Origin of the sequence: Shewanella sp. ANA-3 (genome assembly GCF_000203935.1) — a bacterium.
Lineage (GTDB): Bacteria > Pseudomonadota > Gammaproteobacteria > Enterobacterales > Shewanellaceae > Shewanella.
In genome coordinates, this window is sequence record NC_008577.1 from 2,056,723 (window position 1) to 2,078,457 (window position 21,735).

Annotated in this window: 21 protein-coding genes; 9 read left to right on the top strand and 12 right to left on the bottom strand. The window is 48.2% G+C overall.

The features are described from left to right. Positions 1 to 253 precede the first annotated feature (253 nt). A complete protein-coding gene (locus tag SHEWANA3_RS09200) occupies positions 254 to 712 on the top strand; it encodes a DUF4826 family protein (protein ID WP_011716762.1) in 459 nt (152 codons plus the stop codon). Positions 713 to 808: 96 nt separating this feature from the next. Here SHEWANA3_RS09200 and SHEWANA3_RS09205 read toward each other — a convergent pair whose 3' ends face one another. The 6 genes from SHEWANA3_RS09205 to SHEWANA3_RS09230 all read right to left on the bottom strand — a co-directional run bounded on the left by SHEWANA3_RS09205 (position 809) and on the right by SHEWANA3_RS09230 (position 6,810). Further along, positions 809 to 1,948: a cupin domain-containing protein gene (locus tag SHEWANA3_RS09205; protein WP_011716763.1), complete on the bottom strand. Its 1,140-nt coding sequence runs from the start codon at positions 1,946 to 1,948 to the stop codon at positions 809 to 811. 126 nt (positions 1,949 to 2,074) lie between these two features. Then, positions 2,075 to 3,445 carry an adenylosuccinate lyase gene (gene purB / locus SHEWANA3_RS09210; protein WP_011716764.1) on the bottom strand — a complete coding sequence of 457 codons (1,371 nt, stop codon included), beginning with the start codon at positions 3,443 to 3,445 and terminating at the stop codon, positions 2,075 to 2,077. Between the two features lie 29 nt (positions 3,446 to 3,474). Beyond that, complete coding sequence (hflD, locus tag SHEWANA3_RS09215; protein ID WP_011716765.1) at positions 3,475 to 4,092, bottom strand: high frequency lysogenization protein HflD; 618 nt, start codon at positions 4,090 to 4,092, stop codon at positions 3,475 to 3,477. 3 nt (positions 4,093 to 4,095) lie between these two features. After that, positions 4,096 to 5,214 (bottom strand): tRNA 2-thiouridine(34) synthase MnmA, encoded by a 1,119-nt coding sequence (mnmA, locus tag SHEWANA3_RS09220; protein ID WP_011716766.1) that lies wholly within the window; start codon positions 5,212 to 5,214, stop codon positions 4,096 to 4,098. Positions 5,215 to 5,435: 221 nt separating this feature from the next. Continuing rightward, complete coding sequence (locus SHEWANA3_RS09225; protein ID WP_011716767.1) at positions 5,436 to 5,927, bottom strand: NUDIX hydrolase; 492 nt, start codon at positions 5,925 to 5,927, stop codon at positions 5,436 to 5,438. A 73-nt stretch (positions 5,928 to 6,000) separates the two neighbouring features. Beyond that, positions 6,001 to 6,810, bottom strand: coding sequence for an rRNA large subunit pseudouridine synthase E (locus SHEWANA3_RS09230; RefSeq protein ID WP_011716768.1), 810 nt, complete (start codon positions 6,808 to 6,810; stop codon positions 6,001 to 6,003). 351 nt (positions 6,811 to 7,161) lie between these two features. On the opposite strand from SHEWANA3_RS09230, the gene SHEWANA3_RS09235 reads away from it, so the two are divergent. Then, positions 7,162 to 9,387, top strand: coding sequence for an NADP-dependent isocitrate dehydrogenase (locus tag SHEWANA3_RS09235; protein ID WP_011716769.1), 2,226 nt, complete (start codon positions 7,162 to 7,164; stop codon positions 9,385 to 9,387). A gap of 149 nt (positions 9,388 to 9,536) precedes the next feature. Here the strand turns inward: SHEWANA3_RS09235 and cspD are convergent, their stop codons facing one another. Continuing rightward, positions 9,537 to 9,743 (bottom strand): cold shock domain-containing protein CspD, encoded by a 207-nt coding sequence (gene cspD / locus SHEWANA3_RS09240; RefSeq protein WP_011072576.1) that lies wholly within the window; start codon positions 9,741 to 9,743, stop codon positions 9,537 to 9,539. 193 nt (positions 9,744 to 9,936) lie between these two features. Between cspD and clpS the strand changes: the two genes are divergently transcribed. Beyond that, complete coding sequence (gene clpS / locus SHEWANA3_RS09245) at positions 9,937 to 10,245, top strand: ATP-dependent Clp protease adapter ClpS (RefSeq protein WP_011622425.1); 309 nt, start codon at positions 9,937 to 9,939, stop codon at positions 10,243 to 10,245. 42 nt (positions 10,246 to 10,287) lie between these two features. Then, positions 10,288 to 12,555 (top strand): ATP-dependent Clp protease ATP-binding subunit ClpA, encoded by a 2,268-nt coding sequence (gene clpA, locus SHEWANA3_RS09250; protein ID WP_011716770.1) that lies wholly within the window; start codon positions 10,288 to 10,290, stop codon positions 12,553 to 12,555. Positions 12,556 to 12,658: 103 nt separating this feature from the next. Here the strand turns inward: clpA and infA are convergent, their stop codons facing one another. From infA to aat, 3 genes are all read right to left on the bottom strand, one after another. Further along, complete coding sequence (infA, locus tag SHEWANA3_RS09255) at positions 12,659 to 12,877, bottom strand: translation initiation factor IF-1 (protein WP_006081934.1); 219 nt, start codon at positions 12,875 to 12,877, stop codon at positions 12,659 to 12,661. An 82-nt stretch (positions 12,878 to 12,959) separates the two neighbouring features. Next, positions 12,960 to 13,676, bottom strand: coding sequence for an arginyltransferase (locus SHEWANA3_RS09260; RefSeq protein ID WP_011716771.1), 717 nt, complete (start codon positions 13,674 to 13,676; stop codon positions 12,960 to 12,962). Further along, complete coding sequence (aat, locus tag SHEWANA3_RS09265; RefSeq protein WP_011716772.1) at positions 13,666 to 14,376, bottom strand: leucyl/phenylalanyl-tRNA--protein transferase; 711 nt, start codon at positions 14,374 to 14,376, stop codon at positions 13,666 to 13,668. The genes SHEWANA3_RS09260 and aat overlap by 11 nt, the downstream gene beginning before the upstream one ends. 54 nt (positions 14,377 to 14,430) lie before the next feature. Between aat and SHEWANA3_RS09270 the strand changes: the two genes are divergently transcribed. Further along, positions 14,431 to 14,901, top strand: a complete 471-nt coding sequence (locus SHEWANA3_RS09270; RefSeq protein WP_041412605.1) for a glycine zipper 2TM domain-containing protein — start codon at positions 14,431 to 14,433, stop codon at positions 14,899 to 14,901. A 60-nt stretch (positions 14,902 to 14,961) separates the two neighbouring features. Next, positions 14,962 to 15,714 carry a Nif3-like dinuclear metal center hexameric protein gene (locus tag SHEWANA3_RS09275; protein WP_011716774.1) on the top strand — a complete coding sequence of 251 codons (753 nt, stop codon included), beginning with the start codon at positions 14,962 to 14,964 and terminating at the stop codon, positions 15,712 to 15,714. Positions 15,715 to 15,823: 109 nt separating this feature from the next. On the opposite strand, the gene SHEWANA3_RS09280 is transcribed toward SHEWANA3_RS09275, so the two are convergent. Both SHEWANA3_RS09280 and metG read right to left on the bottom strand, forming a co-directional pair. Next, on the bottom strand, positions 15,824 to 16,780 hold the full coding sequence (locus tag SHEWANA3_RS09280; protein WP_011716775.1) for an AEC family transporter: 957 nt from the start codon (positions 16,778 to 16,780) through the stop codon (positions 15,824 to 15,826). Positions 16,781 to 17,164: 384 nt separating this feature from the next. Then, a complete protein-coding gene (gene metG, locus SHEWANA3_RS09285; protein WP_011716776.1) occupies positions 17,165 to 19,195 on the bottom strand; it encodes a methionine--tRNA ligase in 2,031 nt (676 codons plus the stop codon). A 160-nt stretch (positions 19,196 to 19,355) separates the two neighbouring features. Between metG and apbC the strand changes: the two genes are divergently transcribed. From apbC to dcd, 3 genes are read left to right on the top strand one after another with little or no spacing between them, the layout of a single operon-like run. Continuing rightward, positions 19,356 to 20,471 (top strand): iron-sulfur cluster carrier protein ApbC, encoded by a 1,116-nt coding sequence (gene apbC, locus SHEWANA3_RS09290; RefSeq protein ID WP_011625975.1) that lies wholly within the window; start codon positions 19,356 to 19,358, stop codon positions 20,469 to 20,471. A gap of 11 nt (positions 20,472 to 20,482) precedes the next feature. Next, the gene (gene udk / locus SHEWANA3_RS09295) at positions 20,483 to 21,121 is read left to right on the top strand and encodes a uridine kinase (RefSeq protein ID WP_011072566.1); all 639 of its coding nucleotides are present in this window, start codon (positions 20,483 to 20,485) and stop codon (positions 21,119 to 21,121) included. A 29-nt stretch (positions 21,122 to 21,150) separates the two neighbouring features. Continuing rightward, entirely contained in the window at positions 21,151 to 21,732 is a 582-nt protein-coding gene (dcd, locus tag SHEWANA3_RS09300) for a dCTP deaminase (protein ID WP_011622434.1), read from the top strand. The last annotated feature ends 3 nt before the right edge of the window (positions 21,733 to 21,735 follow it).

A 21,735-nucleotide genomic window follows, 5' to 3' on the forward strand; every position in this document is an offset into this window, starting at 1 on the left:
AACGTCGATGGAATCACTTCCCATCGACAGCTCGTTATATTTATTGCAGAACCATAGCATTTAGCGATACTCTCAACCATGCATAATGACCGAATAAATAGATTATTTGTGGCAATCTAGCTTTCCACTTTACGTAAACGTAAGGTTTTTAGTGTGAAACCAGTTTTTACTGGGATAATCTCAGACATTAGAACGATTCGCGTGCTGTCCCAAGAATGAGAGCCGCGTAATAACAATAAGATAGGACGGAAGTATGACTGAACAAGCTGTCGACCAGGCTCAACCAACAATCTCTCCAGAAGAAATGGAGAAACTGCGCCAAGAGTGGGTCAGAACTCAATTCCAAAAAGCGAACCGTTTTTTAGCGGAAAAAGGGGTGATCCCAAGCAAAGTGTTAGCCGACGAAAGCCGTTATCTGGCGCCTTATTTAGCGATTTGGAAAATGGAATCTAAGCGTCCTTCGGCCAAAACCTATTGGGTGATGTCTGGCGATTTACCGTCGGATTTTGTCGACGTCAAAGTCGCGAAAACGGCGCGCGATGCGATTCGTCACTTCTCTATGATGTGGCAGATGCAGGCCGAAAACCTGATCCGCTCAGGCGCGGTTCAACGTGATGCGACGCAGGCAAAATTTGCGCAGTTATTAGTATCACGTGCTGAGAGCTTGTATCGTATGCACAATGACGAAAAGCTTTGGAATACCAATGCTTAATTTAGTGTTAGCGTAAAACTAAAGGCACTCAGTTGAGTGCCTTTATTGTTTTGGGTGACGCTAATCTGTCGACCTAACGCAATAGTGAGCTAAGGCTTAAGCTTCATCGTCACTTAAATAATATAAGCCTTGATTGATAAGCTTAAGCAGTAGTTCTTGCACTTCAGCATGCTCACACAGTGCCATGGCGCTGTCGCTATCAAAGCTGACATGATCGCTTAACTGGATTAACACGGCTTCTGGCGTATTGGGCAGCTCATAAATTTCGCCATTGATGAATAAGCGTGATTGAGTGTCGTTTTCTAAGCGCAGCACTTTTAAGCCACCGATACGATTAACGCCGGCACCTTGCTCGAAGGCATCCTGCAGATCGTCGGCGTTATAGGCTTCTTCACCCTCGCAAATATCCAGTTCAAAACGGTTTTGACTCAACAGTTTACCTAGCACCACTTGGTAGCTTGTTGGATCTTGGGCGAGCTGACTTAAGAGCGACATGATCCCGAGCTGATGATCTTGACTGATCACGCCAGGATTTGCAGGCTCAGTCGCCGAGGTAAAACGCTGCTGACCTAAGTTATTGTCGAGCAAGTAATCGGCAACTTCACTGGCGAGCTCCTGTTGGCTCGGCGCACGGTAACCAATTGAATAGCTTAAGGCTAAGGTTAAGGTTTCACCGCAGTGTGGGTAGCCAGGCGGAATATATAGCACGTCGCCTTTTTCTAATACCACGTCGATGATTGGCTCGAAGTCTTCCACCAGTGGCGAGTTCGGGTTGCCGCCACGGCGTTGTTGCGGCGTATTAGCTCCCACAGTCCAGCGACGCTCGCCTTCACCTTGGATGATAAACACATCGTAGTTATCAACGTGTGGACCGACACCGCCACTCGGGGTCGCGAAGGACACCATCAAATCATCGAATCGCCAGTCGGGCAGAAAACGAAACGCTTCCACTAACGGCTGAGAGTCCGGATACCAGTGGTTTACGGCTTGCACCAGTAATTGCCAGTGGGTTTCACCGTAATTGTCGTAATCCTCGAACGGACCTTGGATCACTTCCCAGTTGTCTTTTTGAGTGACCACAATGCGCGAGGTGATTTCTTCTTCACAGGCAAGGCCTGCAAGCTCATCGGCGCTGATCGGATCTTCAAAGTCAGGGAAAGCCCCCTTGATGACTACAGGTTTTTGTTGCCAGTGTTCCTTGAGGAATTGGGCGATATCGAGATTGAGTGTATACATAGTGTCAAAAAAGGCGACTACAACGAATGTAACCGCCTTAATCCTTATTTGTGGCTGATAAACAATATCAGCTCGCGAATGTTTGCTCTTGCTACTTTGTGAGCAAACCCCGCAGAGCTAAAAATATTAGTTAAGCTCGTCGACGAAGGCTTCAGCACGGCCAATGTAGTTGGCTGGCGTCATCTTCTTCAGCTCTGCTTTCACTTCTTCAGGCAGGGCTAAACCGTCGATGAATACCGCTAATTGCTGGGCATCAATACGCTTACCGCGAGTCAGTTCTTTTAACTTCTCGTATGGCTTTTCAATACCATAGCGACGCATAACGGTTTGTACTGGCTCGGCTAAGACTTCCCAGTTTTGGTCGAGTTCGGCACGTAAATGATCTTCGTTCACTTGTAACTTGCTGATGCCTTTTAAGGTGGCTTGGTAGGCGATCAGCGAGTGGGCAATACCTACACCTAAGTTACGCAGTACGGTTGAGTCAGTTAAGTCACGTTGCCATCTTGAAACCGGCAGCTTAGACGCTAAGTGTTGCATCAGTGCGTTAGCAATCCCGAGGTTACCCTCTGAGTTTTCAAAGTCGATTGGGTTGACTTTGTGTGGCATGGTTGATGAACCAATTTCACCGGCAACGGTACGTTGCTTGAAGTGACCAAGGGCAATATAACCCCAAACGTCACGGTCGAAGTCAATCAGGATAGTGTTGAAACGTGCGATGGCATCAAACAGTTCGGCGATGTAATCGTGTGGCTCGATTTGCGTGGTGTAAGCGTTCCAGTGCAGGCCTAAGCTGGTGACAAAACGCTCAGACAGTGCATGCCAGTTCACTTCTGGGTAAGCAGATAAGTGGGCGTTGTAGTTACCCACGGCGCCGTTAATTTTACCCATGACTTCAACAGCTGCGATCTGCTTGATTTGACGCTCTAAACGCACCGCAACGTTCGCCATTTCTTTACCTAAAGTCGAAGGTGAAGCGGGTTGACCGTGAGTGCGTGACATCAATGGCACTGAGCGGTATTCAACGGCCAGTTTTTTGATGGCGCTGAGCAGTTCATTGCAGTATGGCAGAACCACTTGCTCACGGGCTTCGGTCAACATTAAGCCGTGGCTCAGGTTGTTGATGTCTTCAGAGGTACAGGCGAAGTGAACAAATTCACCCACAGCGGCGAGTTCAGCGTTGTCTGCGATTTTTTCTTTGATGAAGTATTCAACCGCTTTTACGTCGTGGTTGGTGGTGCTTTCAATGGCTTTCACGCGTAGCGCATCTTGCTCGCTGAAATTGTCTTTAATTGCATCTAATACTGCGATAGCAGATTCGCTCAGTGGCGGCACTTCGGTGATTTCTGGGCAATCGGCGAGTAATTTTAACCAGTTGATTTCAACTTGAACACGGTACTTAGTAAGACCGAACTCGCTGAAAATCCCTCGCAATGACGCTGTTTTACTACCGTAACGGCCGTCTACCGGAGAGATAGCAGTTAGTGCGGAAAGATCCATGTGAAGCTCCTTGATGAAAACTTATTTTATTATAGGGTAAGACTTTTCTTGGCTGTGTCTATGATGGCTTTACGGGCGAAGACTAAGTGTCGACGTTTACCGCCCAGTTGTCGCCATAACACGGCGCTGCGCATGGCTGCGAGCAGCAGGGCGCGAATTTTGTGTTGTACCAGTGGACGTTGCAGACACAGCGGATTGCCTGAGATCTGAATCTTAGGTCCAAGATTACTGATAATGTCGCTATAAATACTGGCTAGATTAGCAATGACTTGCTCGTCGGTGATCGCAAAATGATGTAGCTGACGATTCACTTGATTGATGCGTTCGGCAAGCATGGCTAACCCGCTGTTCGAGCGAGTTAATTTACGTTCAAGTGCCAAAATGCCGACCAGATAGCGGGTGATTTCCACATCCTTTTGACTGCTGTCGCCCAGTTGGTTTAACACCAACTGATAACCTTTGTGCAGGGCAGCCTTGTCTTGATAGACATCGGCGGCGCTTTCAGGATCTGTCACTAAAATAGTGTTTAAGCTGGCCGCCAGCTCATCCGTGTCACTCTCACCATGACGGGCTAAATGCTGAACTTGCGCAATGGCCTGCAGTATTCCTGCAAAGGCCATAGTGCGATTATGGAGCTGCTCGTTCACGGCTTATCCTCGGATCAGTTGATCGATTATCCCGCCACCTAGGCACACTTCGCCATCGTAGAATACCGCTGATTGGCCAGGCGTCACGGCGGCAACAGGCTCGTCAAACACCACCTTGAGGGTATTGTCATCAAGATAGGTGAGGGTGCAGGGGATATCCTGTTGGCGGTAACGGGTTTTCACCACAATCTGGCTGCCTTCGGCGGGACCTTTGCGGTCGACCCAATGCAATTGATTGACGAGCATGCCGTTGGACATCAAACGCGGGTGATGCCCACCTTGGCCAACCACCAAGACATTACGTTTGAGATCTTTATCGACCACGTACCAAGGATCGTCGTTGCTGTTTTTCATGCCGCCAATGCCCAGACCTTTACGTTGACCTAAGGTCTGGTACATCAAGCCTTGGTGCTTGCCAATGATTTCGCCTTCGGCGGTTTCGATATTGCCAGGTTGCGCCGGTAAGTAATTACCTAAGAACTCAGTGAATTTACGTTCACCGATAAAGCAAATGCCGGTGCTGTCCTTCTTATCATGGGTAATTAAGCCCATTTTCTTAGCGATTTCACGCACTTCGTGCTTTTCGAGTTCACCGACGGGGAACAGGCTCCGCGCCACTTGTTCATGGCTTAAGGTATACAGGAAGTAGCTCTGATCCTTGTTGTTATCGACACCGCGTAGCATTTGCGTGGTGCCATCGGCATTATCGCGGCGGCGCACATAGTGACCCATGGCGATGTAGTCGGCATCGAGGATATCGTCGGCAAAGTCTAAAAAGGCTTTAAATTTGATTTCTTTGTTGCACATGATGTCGGGGTTAGGGGTACGACCCGCCTTGTATTCGGCGAGGAAATACTCGAACACATTGTCCCAATATTCGGCGGCAAAGTTGACCGTGTGCAGTTTGATCCCAAGCTTGTCGCAAACGGCTTGAGCATCCTTTAAATCTTCGGCGGCCGCGCAATACTCGTCGTTGTCATCTTCTTCCCAGTTCTTCATGAAAAGGCCTTCAACCTGATAGCCTTGCTGCATAAGCAAATAGGCTGAAACAGATGAATCAACACCGCCGGACATGCCGACAATGACTTTTTTTCCTGTATGAGTGGGTTCGATTGATGTCATAGATCCTAAAAACCATTGAGTATATGTATTGGTTAGCCGTGAGAATGACTCACCTTGGTTGGCCACTCTCACGTTAAAATCTGCGTTTTCGCTTTGACTGTGTTTGATGGCAGGCAAGCGGGCGATTCATCGAGCGAGTGTTTGCTAAAACAGCGCTTAAATGCCGTGTTGAATCGCTAATTTACGCGGGGGCATATTCTATCACGCCTTGTCGCTTGGGGCTATCTTTGACATCCCGTCAGACGCTGACTATTGAGTAATTCGAGGGAATAGGTTTGCCCCTGTTGCTGCTGATGGCGGTAATCCTTAAGGCAATCGAGCACTAATGGGCTACGAAGTTGTTGCGTTTTGGCCTCGATTTGCTCAAAGCTCAGCCAATGGGCGGCATCAATATCCCCATCCTGTGGCTGAGGTGGGAGCAGCGCATCGACTTGTACAAAAAAGGTAAAGCGCACAAAAGCGAGGGCTTCACTGGCACTAAACTGATAAATCCCCACTAAACCCTGCGGCTCAAGAGTAAGCCCAGTTTCTTCGAACACTTCACGTTTACAGGCCTGGATCAGACTCTCATTCGCTTCTAAATGTCCGGCGGGCTGGTTAAAGCGCTGCTCGCCATCAATCCACTCTTCTACCAACAGATACTTATCTTCGGTAGGAGCGTGGATAATACAGGCCACAGTCACATTGGGTTTGTATCTGAGTTTTTCTGCCACGCTAATCACCTTTTTATCTGTTGGCTGGGCACAATGACATCCTGTTTATTGCATTCGCAGTGTTGTTAAATCATTAAGCCTTTTGAGTCACTTGGATGCATTTATGCTCACCCGTGGCTAAATCATCTAGACTCCATTGGCCTATTTTATAACGAATGAGTCTTAAGGTTGGAAAACCAATATGGGCCGTCATCCGCCGAACTTGGCGATTGCGTCCTTCATGGATTTGAATCTCCAGCCAAGTGGTAGGGATGTTTTTTCGCTCACGAATCGGCGGATTACGCGGCCAAACATTCGGCGTCGCCATGATGCTGACCTTAGCGGGGAGTGTTATACCATCTTTTAATTCAACCCCTTGGCGCAATTTTGCTAAATCCGCATCCGTGGGTTCTCCCTCGACTTGCACCCAATAGGTTTTAAAGGTTTTCTTTTTCGGCTCAGTGAGTTTGGCCTGAAGTTGACCATCGTTGGTGAGGAGTAACAAGCCTTCACTGTCGCGATCCAATCGTCCTGCAGCGTACACTCCCGGAATCGGGATGTAATCCTTTAAGGTTTTACGGCCTTGCTCATCGGTAAATTGGCATAGGACATCGAACGGCTTATTAAATAAGACGATCATCGGCTCGCCTTGGGGTTTTGTGCGTGCAGCCGTTGAGCGCTGTTGCGGGCGAGACTTGGCGCCGCTGCGCTCAGCACTGTTTCGCTTGGCACTGTGTCTCTCAGAATTAGCCCCTTGCTGTAAACTTGGCTTGGCATTCTTGGCGAAGGTATGGGGTTTCTTGGCGCTATTGCGGTTATCCGCCGGATTGGCGCGCCCTGTTGCGGGGCGTTTGCCGCTGGCGCGTGGGCTGGATGCGGTTGCTGGCGTGCTGTTTTTGTTCATGCTGTGGCTAATAGTCGCTGTAAGCTGACGACCGAACTTAAAAGTTTGAGGACGTGTATCAATAATCTGTACACAGTGTACTTGGCATTCGCCGTTAGTGGAATTTGAATATTACTGCGAATGCTCTATGATGTCGGCCTGAAAATGTGATCTACGCCTAAATGTTTGTTAGGTATTAATGAGTCGATTTACCCACGTTGGCGAACGCAAAGAGGATGTTGCCGCGGGTTTTGAGGTTGCAGAGGCGTTCACGATTGCCTCGATAGAGAATTCCGCCGTGCCAATGTTTGTTCGTCATGATATAAAATTATTATAAAAATATTATAATTTTACAATAATGTAGGATGTAACATGAAAGATAACTCACCAACAATTATTTATACCGAAACCGATGAAGCACCAGCGCTAGCAACGCTTTCTCTGTTACCTATCATCAAAACCTTTACCGATGCGGCGGGTGTTGCGGTTGAAACCCGTGATATTTCTTTATCGGGCCGTGTGATTGCTAATTTCCCTGAAAAACTGACTGACGCGCAAAAGATTGGCGATCACTTAGCTGAGCTGGGTGAATTAGCGAACCAACCTGAAGCTAACATCATCAAACTGCCAAACATCAGTGCGTCAATCCCGCAGTTAAAAGCTTGTATTTTAGAGCTTCAACAGAAAGGTTACGACATTCCAAATTATCCTGACGAGCCAAAGACTGACGAAGAAAAGTCTATCAAAGCGCGTTACGACAAGATCAAAGGCAGTGCGGTAAACCCTGTACTGCGTGAAGGTAACTCTGATCGCCGCGCGCCGCTGTCAGTGAAAAACTTCGCTAAGAAAAACCCACACTCAATGGGTAAGTGGACCAAAGAGTCTCAATCACACGTTGCTCACATGAGCGAAGGTGACTTCTACGGTAGCGAGCAGTCTGTGACGCTGGCTAACGCTGACACAGTTAACATCGTACTGTCGCAAAAAGACGGTCAAGAAGTGGTATTGAAATCTGGCCTGAAACTGCTGGCTGGTGAGATCATCGACGCGTCAGTGATGAGCAAAAAAGCCCTAGTTAGCTTCTTTGAGCGTGAGATCGCCAATGCCAAGGCCGAAAACGTGTTGTTATCACTGCACCTTAAAGCCACCATGATGAAAGTGTCCGATCCGATTATGTTCGGTCACGCAGTCAAAGTATTCTTCAAACCTGTGTTTGATAAACATGCGTCATTATTTGCTGAGCTAGGCGTTGATGTGAACAACGGCTTTGGCGATGTATATGCCAAAATCGCTAGTTTACCTGCCGATGTTCGTGCACAAATTGAAGCCGATATCGCCGCCGTTTATGCTGAGCGCCCAGCGCTGGCGATGGTAGATTCTGACAAAGGCATCACCAACTTACACGTACCAAGCGACATCATTATCGATGCTTCTATGCCAGCGGCCATTCGTTCATCAGGCCAAATGTGGGGTCCTGATGGCAAATTGCACGATACTAAAGCGCTGATCCCAGACCGTTGCTACGCGGGTGTGTATCAAGAAACCATCGCTTTCTGTAAAGAGCATGGTGCCTTCGATCCAAGCACTATGGGTAGCGTGCCAAACGTGGGTCTGATGGCGCAAAAAGCCGAAGAATATGGTAGCCACGATAAAACCTTCGAAATCCCAGCGGATGGCGTGGTTAACGTGATTGATGCCAGTGGCAAAGTGTTAATGAGCCACAACGTCGAAGCGGGCGATATTTGGAGAATGTGCCAAGTTAAAGACGCTCCAATTCGCGACTGGGTGAAATTAGCTGTACGCCGTGCACGTTTAAGCAATACTCCTGCGGTATTCTGGTTAGATGCGAATCGCGCCCACGATGCGCAGCTGATCGCTAAAGTGAAGCAATATCTACCTGAGCATGATACTGACGGTTTAGACATCAGCATCATGTCACCAGAAGAAGCGACTCGTTTCTCATTAGTGCGCATTAAAGAAGGTAAAGATACTATTTCTGTTACCGGTAACGTACTGCGTGACTACCTGACTGACTTGTTCCCAATCCTCGAACTGGGTACCAGTGCTAAGATGCTGTCTATCGTACCATTAATGAATGGTGGCGGCCTGTTCGAAACGGGTGCGGGCGGTAGTGCGCCTAAACACGTACAACAGGTTGAAAAAGAAGGTCACTTACGTTGGGACTCATTAGGTGAGTTCCTGGCTTTAGCGGCTTCTTTAGAGCATTTAAGCCAAACTGTGGGTAATCCTAAGGCACAAGTACTGGCAGATACCTTAGATCAAGCCATCGGTCAGTTCTTAGATAGCAACAAGTCGCCATCAAGACGCGTTGGTGAGCTGGATAACCGTGGTAGTCATTTCTATCTGGCGATGTACTGGGCACAAGCGTTAGCCGCTCAAACCAAAGACGAGCAGTTACAAGCTCACTTTATTCCATTAGCGCACGCGTTAAGCGCAAATGAGCAAGTGATTGTTGCTGAGCTAAACAATGCGCAAGGTGCGCCAGTGGATTTAGGCGGTTACTATCGTTTAGACGCCGCAAAAGCTGAAAAAGCCATGCGCCCAAGCGAGACACTGAACAAGCTATTAATTGCTTAACGATTTATCGTTAACTTAGCATTAATACTGAAAAGGCCTGCATTGCAGGCCTTTTTTATCAGACTCAATCTTTGAGAAAAGTTGTCAATCGCCCAATAAAAAGGCAGGGATATAATCCCTGCCTTTTAGATCATTGGCCTCACCAAACGTTATTTTGTTGGTGAAATGGCTGAAGCGTGCATTCCTTTTGGACCCTGTTCTACTTCGAATTGAACTGGTTGGCCTGCTTTTAGAGTTCTATAGCCTTCCATTTCAATGGTAGAATAGTGTGCAAAAACGTCCTCGCCACCTTGATCAGGGCAAATAAACCCGAATCCTTTGGCGTTGTTGAACCATTTAACAGTTCCGCTTGCCATACTTCCACTTCCTTCTGTTGTCTACTTACCAGTAAGATAGTAAAACCTGTATAGACGGGATTGTTTCACCGTCTGAGCTACAGAATGTAAGGAGTAAAAGCGGAAGTCAAGCTAAAATTAACAAAGAGGTAACAACTAATTAATTTGAAGATAGCAATTGGAAGAGGCCAACACGAGAGGCTAGTATTAAAAAATGGGTAAGACAGGAAACATAGAACACGTTGAAGAGCGTGTGGAATCTGAGTTAATGCCACCTTCGATGTATAAGGTGATCCTCAATAATGACGATTACACTCCAATGGATTTTGTGATCGAAGTGCTGCAAATCTTCTTTCGCAAGAATGAGCAGGAAGCCACAGATATCATGTTGACTATTCATCACCAGGGAAAGGGTATCTGCGGGATTTTCCCCTACGGCATTGCAGAAACTAAGGTGATACAAGTAAATCAATTTGCAAGACAAAACCAACATCCGTTACTGTGTTCGTTAGAGAAGGCTTAACCGCGCTTACTCTGTTGTCAGTTGTTAATTTTGGGGGTGCTTATGCTGAACAAAGATCTGGAAGTCACCTTAAATCTGGCGTTTCAGCAAGCCAGAGAGGCACGTCACGAGTATATGACAGTTGAACATCTGTTATTGGCTCTGATCGACAACCCTGCGGCTCAAGAAGCGCTAATCGCCTGTGGAGCGAATTTAGATAAACTCAGAGATGAAGTAGCAAGCTTTATCCAACAAACCACCCCAATCATTGCAGATATGGATGATGATAAAGAGACCCAGCCAACGCTTGGGTTTCAGCGGGTGCTGCAACGCGCCGTTTTCCATGTGCAGTCTTCGGGCCGCAATGAAGTCACTGGTGCCAATGTGCTGGTGGCCATTTTTAGTGAGCAAGAATCCCAAGCCGTGTATCTGCTGCGTCGCAGCGACATCAGCCGTTTAGATGTGGTGAACTATATTTCCCATGGTTTTTCAAAAAATGAGGACAGCGACGCCCATCAAGATCACGAACGCATCGAAGATCAAGCCGAAGCGGGTGAAGAGCGCAGCATGTTGTCGCAGTTTGCGAGCAATTTAAACCAGCTTGCAAAACAAGGGATTATCGACCCACTCATCGGCCGCGATCAAGAAATTGAACGGGCAATTCAGACCCTATGCCGTCGCCGTAAAAATAATCCGCTATTGGTGGGTGAGGCCGGTGTGGGTAAAACTGCGATTGCTGAAGGCTTAGCCTATCGAATCGTTAATAATCAAGTGCCAGAGGTGATGTCGCAGGCGACGGTTTATTCCCTCGACTTAGGCTCCTTGCTTGCTGGCACTAAATACCGTGGCGATTTCGAAAAACGTTTCAAGAGTCTGCTTAAGGAGCTTAGCGCCGATAAGCACGCTATTTTATTTATCGATGAAATTCACACCATCATTGGTGCGGGCGCCGCATCGGGTGGGGTGATGGATGCGTCGAACCTGCTTAAGCCGTTATTATCGAGCGGTAACTTGCGCTGCATGGGCTCGACCACCTTCCAAGAATATCAAAGTATTTTTGAGAAGGACCGGGCATTGGCGCGTCGTTTCCAAAAGGTTGATATCAATGAGCCTTCAGTGGCCGAAACCACGAAAATTCTGATGGGGCTCAAGGCCAAGTACGAAGAGTACCACGGGGTGCGTTATACCCAAGCGGCGATTAACAGCGCGGCTGAGCTGTCGGCAAAACACATCAATGACCGGCATTTACCCGATAAAGCCATCGATGTGATCGATGAGGCGGGTGCGCGCATGGCCATGTTGCCACAGAGCAAACGTAAGAAAACCATAGGTCAGGCCGAGATTGAAACCATAGTGGCTAAGATTGCTCGGATCCCAGAAAAGTCTGTGTCTGCTACGGACAAAGACTTACTGCGTAATCTTGAGCGCAATCTCAAGATGGTAGTCTTTGGTCAAGATAAGGCGATTGAGTCATTAAGTTCGGCGATTCGCTTATCTCGCAGTGGATTAGGTACCGATAAAAAGCCTGTGGGCAGCTTCTTATTTGCAGGCCCAACAGGGGTTGGTAAGACAGAAGTCACCAATCAGTTAGCCAGTTGCCTTGGCATGAAACTGGTTCGCTTCGATATGTCTGAGTACATGGAAAGCCATACGGTTTCTCGCTTAATTGGTGCGCCTCCAGGTTATGTGGGCTACGACCAAGGTGGCTTACTTACAGATGCTGTGATTAAGAATCCCCATTGCGTGGTGCTGCTCGATGAAATTGAGAAGGCTCACCCCGATGTCTATAACCTGTTGCTGCAAGTCATGGATCACGGCACCTTGACCGATAACAACGGTCGCAAGGCGGATTTTAGGCATGTCACCTTAGTGATGACGACAAACGCAGGGGTTCAGGAAACGATCCGTAAGTCCATTGGCTTTACTCAGCAGGATCATACCCAAGATGCCCTGTCGGAAATCAATCGGGTCTTTTCGCCTGAGTTCCGCAACCGCTTAGATTCCATCATTTGGTTCAACCATCTAGACATGACCATCATTGCCAAAGTGGTGGATAAATTCTTGGTGGAATTGCAGGCGCAACTGGATGCAAAGCATGTGGTGCTTGAAGTCAGCGATGAAGCCAGAACCTTACTCGCCGAGAAAGGCTATGATAAGAGCATGGGCGCGCGGCCAATGGCCCGTGTGGTGACTGAGCTTATCAAACGTCCGTTAGCGGATGAAATCCTCTTCGGTGAGCTTGAGCATGGCGGTATTGCCCATGTTGATGCGAAGGAAGGGGAAATCGTTATCCACACCGAACGGCATGAGAAGAGTACCAGCAAAGCGTAAATGCTTTGAAAACCAATAAAATGGCTGCAATTGCAGCCATTTTTCTGATCTTTCGCCAACAAAAAAACCCGGCCTCGCCGGGTTTTTCAACTAAGGGGTACTATTAGCGTGCGCGGAAGACAATACGACCTTTGGTCAGATCATAAGGAGTCAACTGAACGGTAACTTTGTCACCAGTCAGGATGCGGATGTAGTTTTTGCGCATTTTGCCAGAAATGTGGGCTATCACCACATGACCATTTTCAAGCTCTACGCGGAACATTGTGTTTGGCAAGGTTTCAAGGATAGTGCCTTGCATTTCAATGTTGTCTTCTTTCGCCATTAATTAGTTATCCCATTAGCCTTCGAATATAAAAAACGGGCGTATCATGCCGCAAATTCACCTTGCTGTAAAGGGGAAGTGCCTAGCAAACTTGGGAATACTCCCAGCCTTGGGGGGTTAAAATCTGATAAGGGCGGTATAAGCGCTTGTAGGACATTTTTCGATTGGCATCAATTTGATATCCGAGATACAGAAATTCTTTGTCTTGTAATTTTGCTAAGCGGCACTGGAGTAAAATCAGCAGTGAGCCAAGGGAGCGACGTTCTTCGTCGGGGTCAAAATAACTGTAAATGGCCGACAAACTATTGGGGAGTGTATCTGTCACGGCCACCGCTAAAAGTCGATTACCATCATAGACTTCGATAAAGGTTGGCGGTAGCCAATGGCAAAATAAGAATTGCTCATACTGCGACTTACTCGGGGGGAACATGGGGCCATCGAAGTGGCGCTCACGGATGTATTTTTCATACAGGGCATATTGGGCCTCGGTATGTTCAGAGGTCATACGCCAAGTTAAATCGCGGTTATGTGCTAAGGTGCGTTTTTGCCGTTTAGAAGGCATAAACTCATTAATCGGTAACCGAATCGGCTGACAGGCACTGCAACGAGGGCAGCGCGGTTTATAGATGGCGCTGCCACTGCGGCGAAAACCGATGGCTAATAGGCGATCAAATAAAATCGGGTCGAGTGTTTCCTCTTGGATCACCAACAGTTGTTCTTGCTGTCCATCCAGATAACTGCAGGGAAAGATTTGGCTGATCCCAATAGCGATGGGCGTGTTACTTGCGTTAGAGTTCAAGTGTGACCTCACTTGGTATCCAAGCCGCAGGGTTGACTGGCTTATCCCTAAACTGAGTTAAGAGTTGAATAAAATCAGCGCGCTTCACCGGTTTGGCCCCTAAGCTCTCAAGGTGGGGATTCATCACTTGTGCGTCAATCAGTTTAAAATTCATTTTGATAAGATGCTGTTGCAACACCGCCATGGCCGCCTTGGATGCGTTAGTTTCGCGGTGGAACATGGATTCCCCACAAAAGACTTGGCCGATGGCAATGCCATAAAGTCCGCCAATTAAACGCTCGCCGTGCCAGACTTCGACGGAATGGGCATGGCCATTATGGTGCAACTCGCGATAAGCCATTTGAATTTCATGGGTTATCCAAGTGCCGGCTTGCTTACGCCGAGGTTGAGCGCAGCCCGCCATGACATCGGTAAAGGCATGGTTGATGGTGAAACGCCAGGGCTGTTTTTTTAAATATTTACGCAAACTGGTGCTGATATTCACTTGGCCAGGAATAAAAATGGCGCGTGGATCCGGTGACCACCACAAAATGGGATCGTCGGCGTTAAACCAAGGGAAAATGCCATGATAATATGCGGTCAATAAACGTTCAGGGCGAAGATCGCCGCCTATCGCCAATAAACCGTTTGGATCAGTTAGAGCGAGTTCGGGCGAAGGAAAAGCTTCAAATTCGTGATTCAGAAAAGACAGTGAGTTCACAATTGCGTATGATTCAGTAATAGACCCTTATATTAAGTTAGCGGAAATTCGGATATGTGGAAACCTACACTAGTGAGCTTTATGTTTATTTGTGCTTTAGTGATTTCTCCCGTGCAAGCAGGCTACGATCGTAATCAGGCTGTGCCGGTCGAAAAAGTCCTCTATGGCGATATTAACTCGGTACGCAATATCACCGAAACCCAATTGATTGAAGACAGAAACCAAGGTTGGAAAACCTTTGGTGGCGCCTTAGCGGGTGGGGTGATTGGGCATCAATTTGGTGGCGGCTCAGGCCAAGATATCGCGACAGTGTTGGGGGCGTTGATTGGCGCTGGTGTTGGCAATCGTTATGGCAGTGGCACTACGGTGCAATCACTTAAGCTAGTGGAGCTGATGATCACTCAGGAAGATGGCACGCAAGTCATGGTGATCCAAGATTATGATCCCGGCATGGTGTTCAATGCGGGGGATAGGGTACGAGTGGTGTACCTGCAAGGTGGGGTTCGCGTTGATTTAGCCATGTGATAAAGTGCGAACTTAAGCGTAACTGCCTATAATCAATGAAAAAATGTAAACGGTGATAGAATGACACGGACAGAACTAACCCAATATTTAGCCGATTTCTTACGCGTATCGGCTTTTAAAGATTACGCCCCGAATGGGTTACAGGTTGAAGGGAAAGCAGAGATCCGCACCATAGTGACAGGTGTGACGGCATGCCAAGCGTTAATCGATGAAGCGATTCGCCTAAAAGCCGATGCGATTTTGGTTCACCATGGCTTTTTCTGGAAGAGTGAACCTGAGGTCATCACCGGCATGAAGCAGCGCCGGATCAAAGCCTTACTCGCCCATGATATCAACTTATTCGGCTATCACTTGCCCTTAGATGCTCATCCTATGTTGGGTAACAATGCCACACTTGGCCGCAAACTTGGGATCCTCGATGCCGAAGCGGTTGAAGATGTGGCGCAGGGGTTCGTGTGGCGTGGCAAACTGGATTTACCCGTCAGTGCCAGTGAATTTGCCGCGACCTTAGGTGAGGTGCTCGGCAGAACGCCACTGCATATTGGAGAAAGTTCGGATGAAATCCAGCACTTAGCTTGGTGTACCGGCGGCGCTCAGGATTATATCGATATTGCCGCAAGCCTTGGGGTCGATGCGTTTATCAGTGGCGAAGTGTCCGAGCGGACGTTCCACAGCGCGGTGGAGCAGGGTATCCACTATTATGCTGCGGGTCACCATGCGACCGAGCGTTTTGGCATTGAGTCGCTTGGGCGTCATCTCGCCCGCGAATTTAATTTAGTACACCATTTTGTGGATATCGCTAACCCTGTCTAATGGCGTTGCCTTATCGACATAGAGTAAATGAAAGGCGAGCCATGCTCGCCTTTGTTTTATGTAAATTACCCCTAATTTTAAATCAGCCTAAGTTTGAATAAGCCTCAGTTTAAATCAGCCCTAGGGTCGATAGAATAAAAATGCCTAAGGTGCAGGTGAGCAGTGAGCAAACTGTGGTGAGGGCGATAATATTGGCGGCTAGGGTGGCATTTCCCCCCATGGCCCGCGCCATCACATAACTTGCGGCCGCCGTGGGCGCGGCGCTCATCAAAAACACTAAGGCTAGTTCCACACCGCGATAGCCAAGTATCAAGGCTCCAAGGGTGATAAATAGTGGAGCAAACACCAGTTTTAAGGCGGTCGAGAACCAAGTGGAATACTTTTCATGCCTGAGCGAGCCAATATCCAGTGAGCCGCCGGTGCACAGCAGTGCTAAGGGCAGCGTCATATTGGCAAAGTATTGTCCGGCATCGAGGACCATTTTCGGTACAGGGATCGCCAGCAGATAAAACAGCATGCCGAGCATAATGGCAATGATCAGCGGGTTTTTAGTGATGGTTTTAATGATCACCGCAAAGGCGCGGCGGCTCGACTCCTCTCCCCGTGGGCTTAAACAAATTACGGCTTGAATATTGTAGAGCAGCGTCATGGACGCCACATAAACGGCCGCTAAGGCAACGCCCGATTCGCCGTAGGCATTCGAGACATAGGCTAAGCCGATAATGGCGGTATTGGCTCTAAATCCCCCTTGAATGATGACGCCTTGATCCTTCGGCTCGGGGAAAAATCGTTTCGTCGCGTAGGTCGAGAGGATAAAAAACAGTAAGTTGGCTAATAAGCCATAACCGATTAATGGCGCACTGGCGGCAAGATCGTGATGCGAGCTGATGATGCTGAGGAACAACAGCGCGGGCAGGGTGACATTAAAAACCAGCTTAGAGGCGACATCAATAAAGTGCTCATCAATCACTTGGGTGCGTTTAAGCATCACGCCTAAGGCTAACATTAAACAGATGGGACCGGTTATTGAAGCAGAAAACAACAGCTGCTCAATGATATTGCCCATAACTTCTCCTCGAAAATTCCATAGTGCGTTGCCGCTGAAACCGTGCGGCTTAACGATTACAAAAGTGATTACAACCGCGATTACAACTCAGCCATGACTACTTAGTGTTAGCGGTCGATTCACGCTTAGCTATTAACCGTTAACTTATCGCTGGCTAGATAGAGTGGCTTTTGACACAGTCATTTAGATAAATTTAGCTAAAGTCACTTAATCACACTCACTTAGCCACAGGCGCGATAGTGTCGCACAGTGAGTCGCTTGTCGAGAGCACATCAACTTACACTTCCAGAAAAGCGTAACGGGATGTTTTTACCAACAAATAAGGCCGCATTAAATGCGGCCTTATATCAATTTTGCAGTAGCTTGACTCGTGTTTAGCCTAGCTTACTTCACACGCATACCAGGTTGTGCGCCTTCGTGGGGTTCTAAAATCCACAAATCGCTACCACCTGGGCCTGCTGCCAGTACCATGCCTTCTGACATGCCAAAACGCATCTTACGTGGCGCAAGGTTGGCGACCATAACAGTCAGCTTACCTTCGAGATCTTCTGGCGAGTAGGCCGATTTAATGCCTGCAAATACCTGACGGGTCTCGCCGCCGATATCCAATTGCAGTTTTAACAGTTTGTCGGCTTCGGCCACATGCTCGGCTTTGACGATACGCGCAATACGCAGATCGATTTTAGCGAAATCTTCAAAGTTGATGGTGTCGCTAATTGGATCGGTCGCCAATGGGCCCTTAGGTGCTTCTGGCTCGCTCGTGGCTTGCAGGTTTTCTTTAGAGTCGGCAACCATAGCGTTAACCTTTTCTAATTCAACACGTTGCATCATGGCTTTGAATGGTGCAATTTCATGGCCAGCCATATCTTGGTTTAGCGCATCCCAAGTTAAGGTCTGTTGGAAGAAGGCTTCAACATCCAACGCTAAACGTGGCAACACAGGTTTTAAGTAAGTGACCAGAATGCGGAACAGATTCAGGGCATTCGAGCACACTTGGTGCGCCGTTTCCTGTTGATCGTCTTGCTTCACTAACTGCCAAGGTGCTGCGTCGGCGACAAAACCGTTGGCGATATCGGCCAATGCCATGATTTCGCGCATTGCTTTACCGTATTCGCGGGTTTCATAGAACTCGGCGATTTGCTCTTGCTTAGCTAAAAACGCATCCGTAAGCGTGGTGTCGGCAATCTTGGCCAACTTGCCATCGAAACGCTTAGTGATAAAGCCCGCGGTGCGAGACGCTAGATTCACCAACTTACCCACTAAGTCTGAGTTTACGCGCTGAACGAAGTCTTCTAAATTCAGGTCGAGATCGTCGATACGGCTGCTCAGCTTGGCCGCGTAGTAGTAACGTAAGTATTCAGGATCTAAGTGGTCTAAATAGGTGCGCGCCTTAATAAAGGTGCCCTTAGATTTAGACATCTTAGCGCCGTTTACTGTCACATAACCGTGGGCGTAAACGCTGTTAGGTTGACGGTAGCCCGAGCCATGGAGCATGGCTGGCCAGAACAGGCTGTGGAAGTAAACGATGTCTTTACCGATAAAATGGTAAACTTCGGCCTTAGAATCTTTAGCCCAAAATTCGTCAAAGCTCAGCTCGGGATGTTTGTCACAGAGGTTTTTGAATGAGCCCATATAGCCAATAGGCGCATCTAACCATACGTAGAAGTATTTGCCCGGTGCATCTGGGATCTCAAAGCCAAAGTAAGGCGCATCGCGGGTGATATCCCATTGCTGCAGACCCTGTTCGAACCATTCGTCGAGTTTGTTGGCCATTTCGGTTTGCAGTGCACCCGAACGAGTCCACTCTTTGAGCATGTCTTCGAAGGCGGGTAAGTCGAAGAAAAAGTGCTCAGTGTCCTTCATCACAGGCGTCGCGCCAGAGACTGCCGATTTAGGGTTAATCAGCTCAGTTGGGCTGTAAGTTGCGCCGCAGGCATCACAGTTGTCGCCGTATTGATCCGGTGACTTACATTTAGGGCAGGTGCCTTTTACGAAGCGGTCTGGTAGGAACATCGACTTTTCAGGGTCAAATAACTGCGAAATGCTCTTGCTCTTGATATAGCCATTAGCGCGCAGTTTTAAGTAAATATCGCTCGCCAGCACGCGATTTTCTTCACTGTGGGTGCTGTGATAATTATCGAAGGCGATATTAAAATCGGCGAAATCCTGCTGATGCTCTTTGTTGACTTGAGCGATCATTTCTTCAGGCGCCATGCCTAATTGCTGCGCCTTGAGCATGATCGGTGTGCCGTGAGCGTCATCGGCACAAATATAGTGGCACTCATGTCCACGAAGCTTTTGATAACGCGACCAGATATCCGTCTGGATGTATTCCAGCATGTGACCTAAATGAATCGGTCCGTTCGCGTAGGGAAGTGCGCTGGTCACGAGAATTTTACGTTGTGAAGTTGCCATCTTGTCTCAAATATCGTGGTGGGCCAAAAATAATGGTAGAGATACTAACCGATTACAGGATGATTTTCATCAAAACCTGAGTCGATTGGGTTAAATCTGCGCTAATGTTTTTGTCATTATCTGGTACACTTGGGCAAATTTATTGGTGAGGGTAATTCTTTTGTCTTCAACTCAAACTGATTATCGTTTAAGTGACGATCTTCTCGGGCCCGTTCTGGCCATTCTCGATGCATATATCGACCCGTATTTAGCGAAGGGGTTAGTGAGCGCAGGATGCGTGAATAAATTGGCGATTGAAGGTAAGCGTTTGCAGCTTGGCTTAGTCTATCCATACCCTTGCATGACCCAATACCGTGATACTGTTATGGCAATCACCAACAAACTCGCGGTGCTGGATGCCATCGACGAAGTTGAGTGTGAAATCGATTTCCAACCAAAAGTGTATTCGGCGATAGCCTCTATTGCACCGATTGCCAATGTGAAGCAAGTGATTGCCGTCGCGTCCGGCAAAGGCGGTGTGGGTAAATCGACCACAGCGGTTAACCTTGCCTTAGCTTTGGCTGCAGAAGGTGCCCAGGTCGGTATTTTAGATGCCGATATCTATGGTCCTTCTGTGCCTTTAATGCTCGGGATCCCCAACTTCAGACCCGTTTCCCTCGATGGTAAACACATGAGCGCCGCCAGTGCCCACGGTATTGCAGCTCAGTCGATTGGTTTTATGTTAAGTGGTGATGAAGCCGCTGTATGGCGTGGTCCTATGGCGGCTGGCGCGCTTGCGCAGCTGCTCAATGAGACCCAGTGGCCTGAACTCGATTATCTGGTGGTCGACATGCCGCCGGGTACTGGTGACATTCAATTAACCCTGTCACAAAAAGTGCCAGTGAGTGGCGCTGTGATTGTGACAACGCCGCAGGACATCGCTCTGGCCGATGCCAAGAAAGGCATCACCATGTTCCAAAAGGTGAATATCCCGGTCCTTGGGATTGTTGAGAATATGAGTTTCCATTTATGCCCTGAGTGTGGTCATAAAGAACACCCATTTGGTACGCACGGTGGCAGTAAAATGGCCGAGCGTTATCAAGTTCCACTGCTAGGCGCCTTACCGCTGCACATCAATATCCGTGAAGCCATGGATGTGGGGGCGCCGACGGTTGTGGCCGAGCCTGACAGTGAAGTGGCGGCACTTTATCGGGAAATTGCCCGTAAAGTGGGCGCCGAATTGGCTCTCAAACAGAGTCAAAAAACAGTTTCTATTAGCGTATCAGATGACGAGTAAGGTTTAAGGGTATGAATTCTCAGCAGTGTGTCATTATTGCAATTGCTGGCGCGTCAGCATCGGGCAAGAGTTTAATTGCCAAGACGATTTTTGACGAACTTCGCCGCGATTTAGGCACAGATCAGATTGGGGTAATTAACGAAGACGCGTACTACCGCGATCAGAGTCATTTATCCATGGATGAACGTGTGTTAACAAACTACGACCATCCCAAGGCGTTAGACCATCAGCTGCTATGCACGCACTTGCAGTTGCTCAAGTCTGGCGAAGCTGTTGATATTCCTTGCTATAGCTATACCGAACATACGCGTATGGCCGAAACCGTAAAAATGACGCCGAAAAAAGTGATCATTTTAGAAGGCATTCTGCTGTTAACAGACCCTAAATTACGTGAATTGATGGATGCGAGTGTGTTTATGGATACGCCGCTGGACATTTGCTTCCTGCGCCGTTTAACCCGCGACGTGGCTGAGCGTGGTCGTACGATGGAATCGGTGATTTCACAGTACAAGAAGACAGTGCGTCCTATGTTCCTGCAATTTATTGAACCTTCAAAACAATACGCTGATATTATCGTGCCTCGCGGCGGTAAAAACCGTATCGCGACCGATATTTTGAAGACTCGTATTCAACATCTACTGGCAAAATAACGACTAAAACTCAGGGAGTAAAAGGCAAGATGCGCTTAACCGATATCGAAATTGAACAGGCCCTTGATAACGGCTCGATTGTGATTGAACCTCGCCCAAGCAACGATGCGATTTCTGGTGTGAGTGTCGATGTGCGATTAGGGGGGCAATTTCGCGTCTTTAAAGACCATACCGCGCCTTTTATCGACCTGAGTGGTCCGAGTACGGAAGTGCAGGCGGCGCTTGATCGGGTGATGAGCGAAATCATCGAAATCCCTGACGGCGAAGCCTTCTTCTTGCATCCTGGTGAATTGGCGCTCGCCGTGACCTATGAGAGCGTGACGCTGCCCGCCGATATCGTCGGTTGGCTCGATGGCCGCTCTTCATTGGCGCGTTTAGGCCTGATGGTGCACGTGACAGCGCACCGGATTGATCCGGGTTGGCAGGGTAAAATCGTGCTTGAGTTTTATAACAGTGGTAAGTTGCCTTTAGCGCTGCGTCCACGGATGACCATTGGTGCGTTAAACTTTGAACGTTTAAGTGGCCCAGTGGCGCGTCCTTACAACAAGCGTAAAAACGCGAAATATAAAGATCAGCAAGATGCGGTCGCCAGCCGTATCAGTCAGGACTAATAC

Excerpts from the sequence above, each read along its gene's own strand:
- clpA (WP_011716770.1), top strand. The coding sequence starts at position 10,288 with ATGCTGAACAAAGATCTGGAAGTCACCTTAAATCTGGCGTTTCAGCAA.
- udk (WP_011072566.1), top strand. The coding sequence starts at position 20,483 with ATGAATTCTCAGCAGTGTGTCATTATTGCAATTGCTGGCGCGTCAGCA.
- clpS (WP_011622425.1), top strand. The coding sequence starts at position 9,937 with ATGGGTAAGACAGGAAACATAGAACACGTTGAAGAGCGTGTGGAATCT.
- SHEWANA3_RS09205 (WP_011716763.1), bottom strand. The coding sequence starts at position 1,948 with ATGTATACACTCAATCTCGATATCGCCCAATTCCTCAAGGAACACTGG.
- infA (WP_006081934.1), bottom strand. The coding sequence starts at position 12,877 with ATGGCGAAAGAAGACAACATTGAAATGCAAGGCACTATCCTTGAAACC.
- cspD (WP_011072576.1), bottom strand. The coding sequence starts at position 9,743 with ATGGCAAGCGGAACTGTTAAATGGTTCAACAACGCCAAAGGATTCGGG.
- mnmA (WP_011716766.1), bottom strand. The coding sequence starts at position 5,214 with ATGACATCAATCGAACCCACTCATACAGGAAAAAAAGTCATTGTCGGC.
- SHEWANA3_RS09230 (WP_011716768.1), bottom strand. The coding sequence starts at position 6,810 with ATGAACAAAAACAGCACGCCAGCAACCGCATCCAGCCCACGCGCCAGC.
- metG (WP_011716776.1), bottom strand. The coding sequence starts at position 19,195 with ATGGCAACTTCACAACGTAAAATTCTCGTGACCAGCGCACTTCCCTAC.
- SHEWANA3_RS09270 (WP_041412605.1), top strand. The coding sequence starts at position 14,431 with ATGTGGAAACCTACACTAGTGAGCTTTATGTTTATTTGTGCTTTAGTG.
- dcd (WP_011622434.1), top strand. The coding sequence starts at position 21,151 with ATGCGCTTAACCGATATCGAAATTGAACAGGCCCTTGATAACGGCTCG.
- SHEWANA3_RS09275 (WP_011716774.1), top strand. The coding sequence starts at position 14,962 with ATGACACGGACAGAACTAACCCAATATTTAGCCGATTTCTTACGCGTA.
- purB (WP_011716764.1), bottom strand. The coding sequence starts at position 3,445 with ATGGATCTTTCCGCACTAACTGCTATCTCTCCGGTAGACGGCCGTTAC.
- SHEWANA3_RS09235 (WP_011716769.1), top strand. The coding sequence starts at position 7,162 with ATGAAAGATAACTCACCAACAATTATTTATACCGAAACCGATGAAGCA.
- SHEWANA3_RS09280 (WP_011716775.1), bottom strand. The coding sequence starts at position 16,780 with ATGGGCAATATCATTGAGCAGCTGTTGTTTTCTGCTTCAATAACCGGT.
- SHEWANA3_RS09200 (WP_011716762.1), top strand. The coding sequence starts at position 254 with ATGACTGAACAAGCTGTCGACCAGGCTCAACCAACAATCTCTCCAGAA.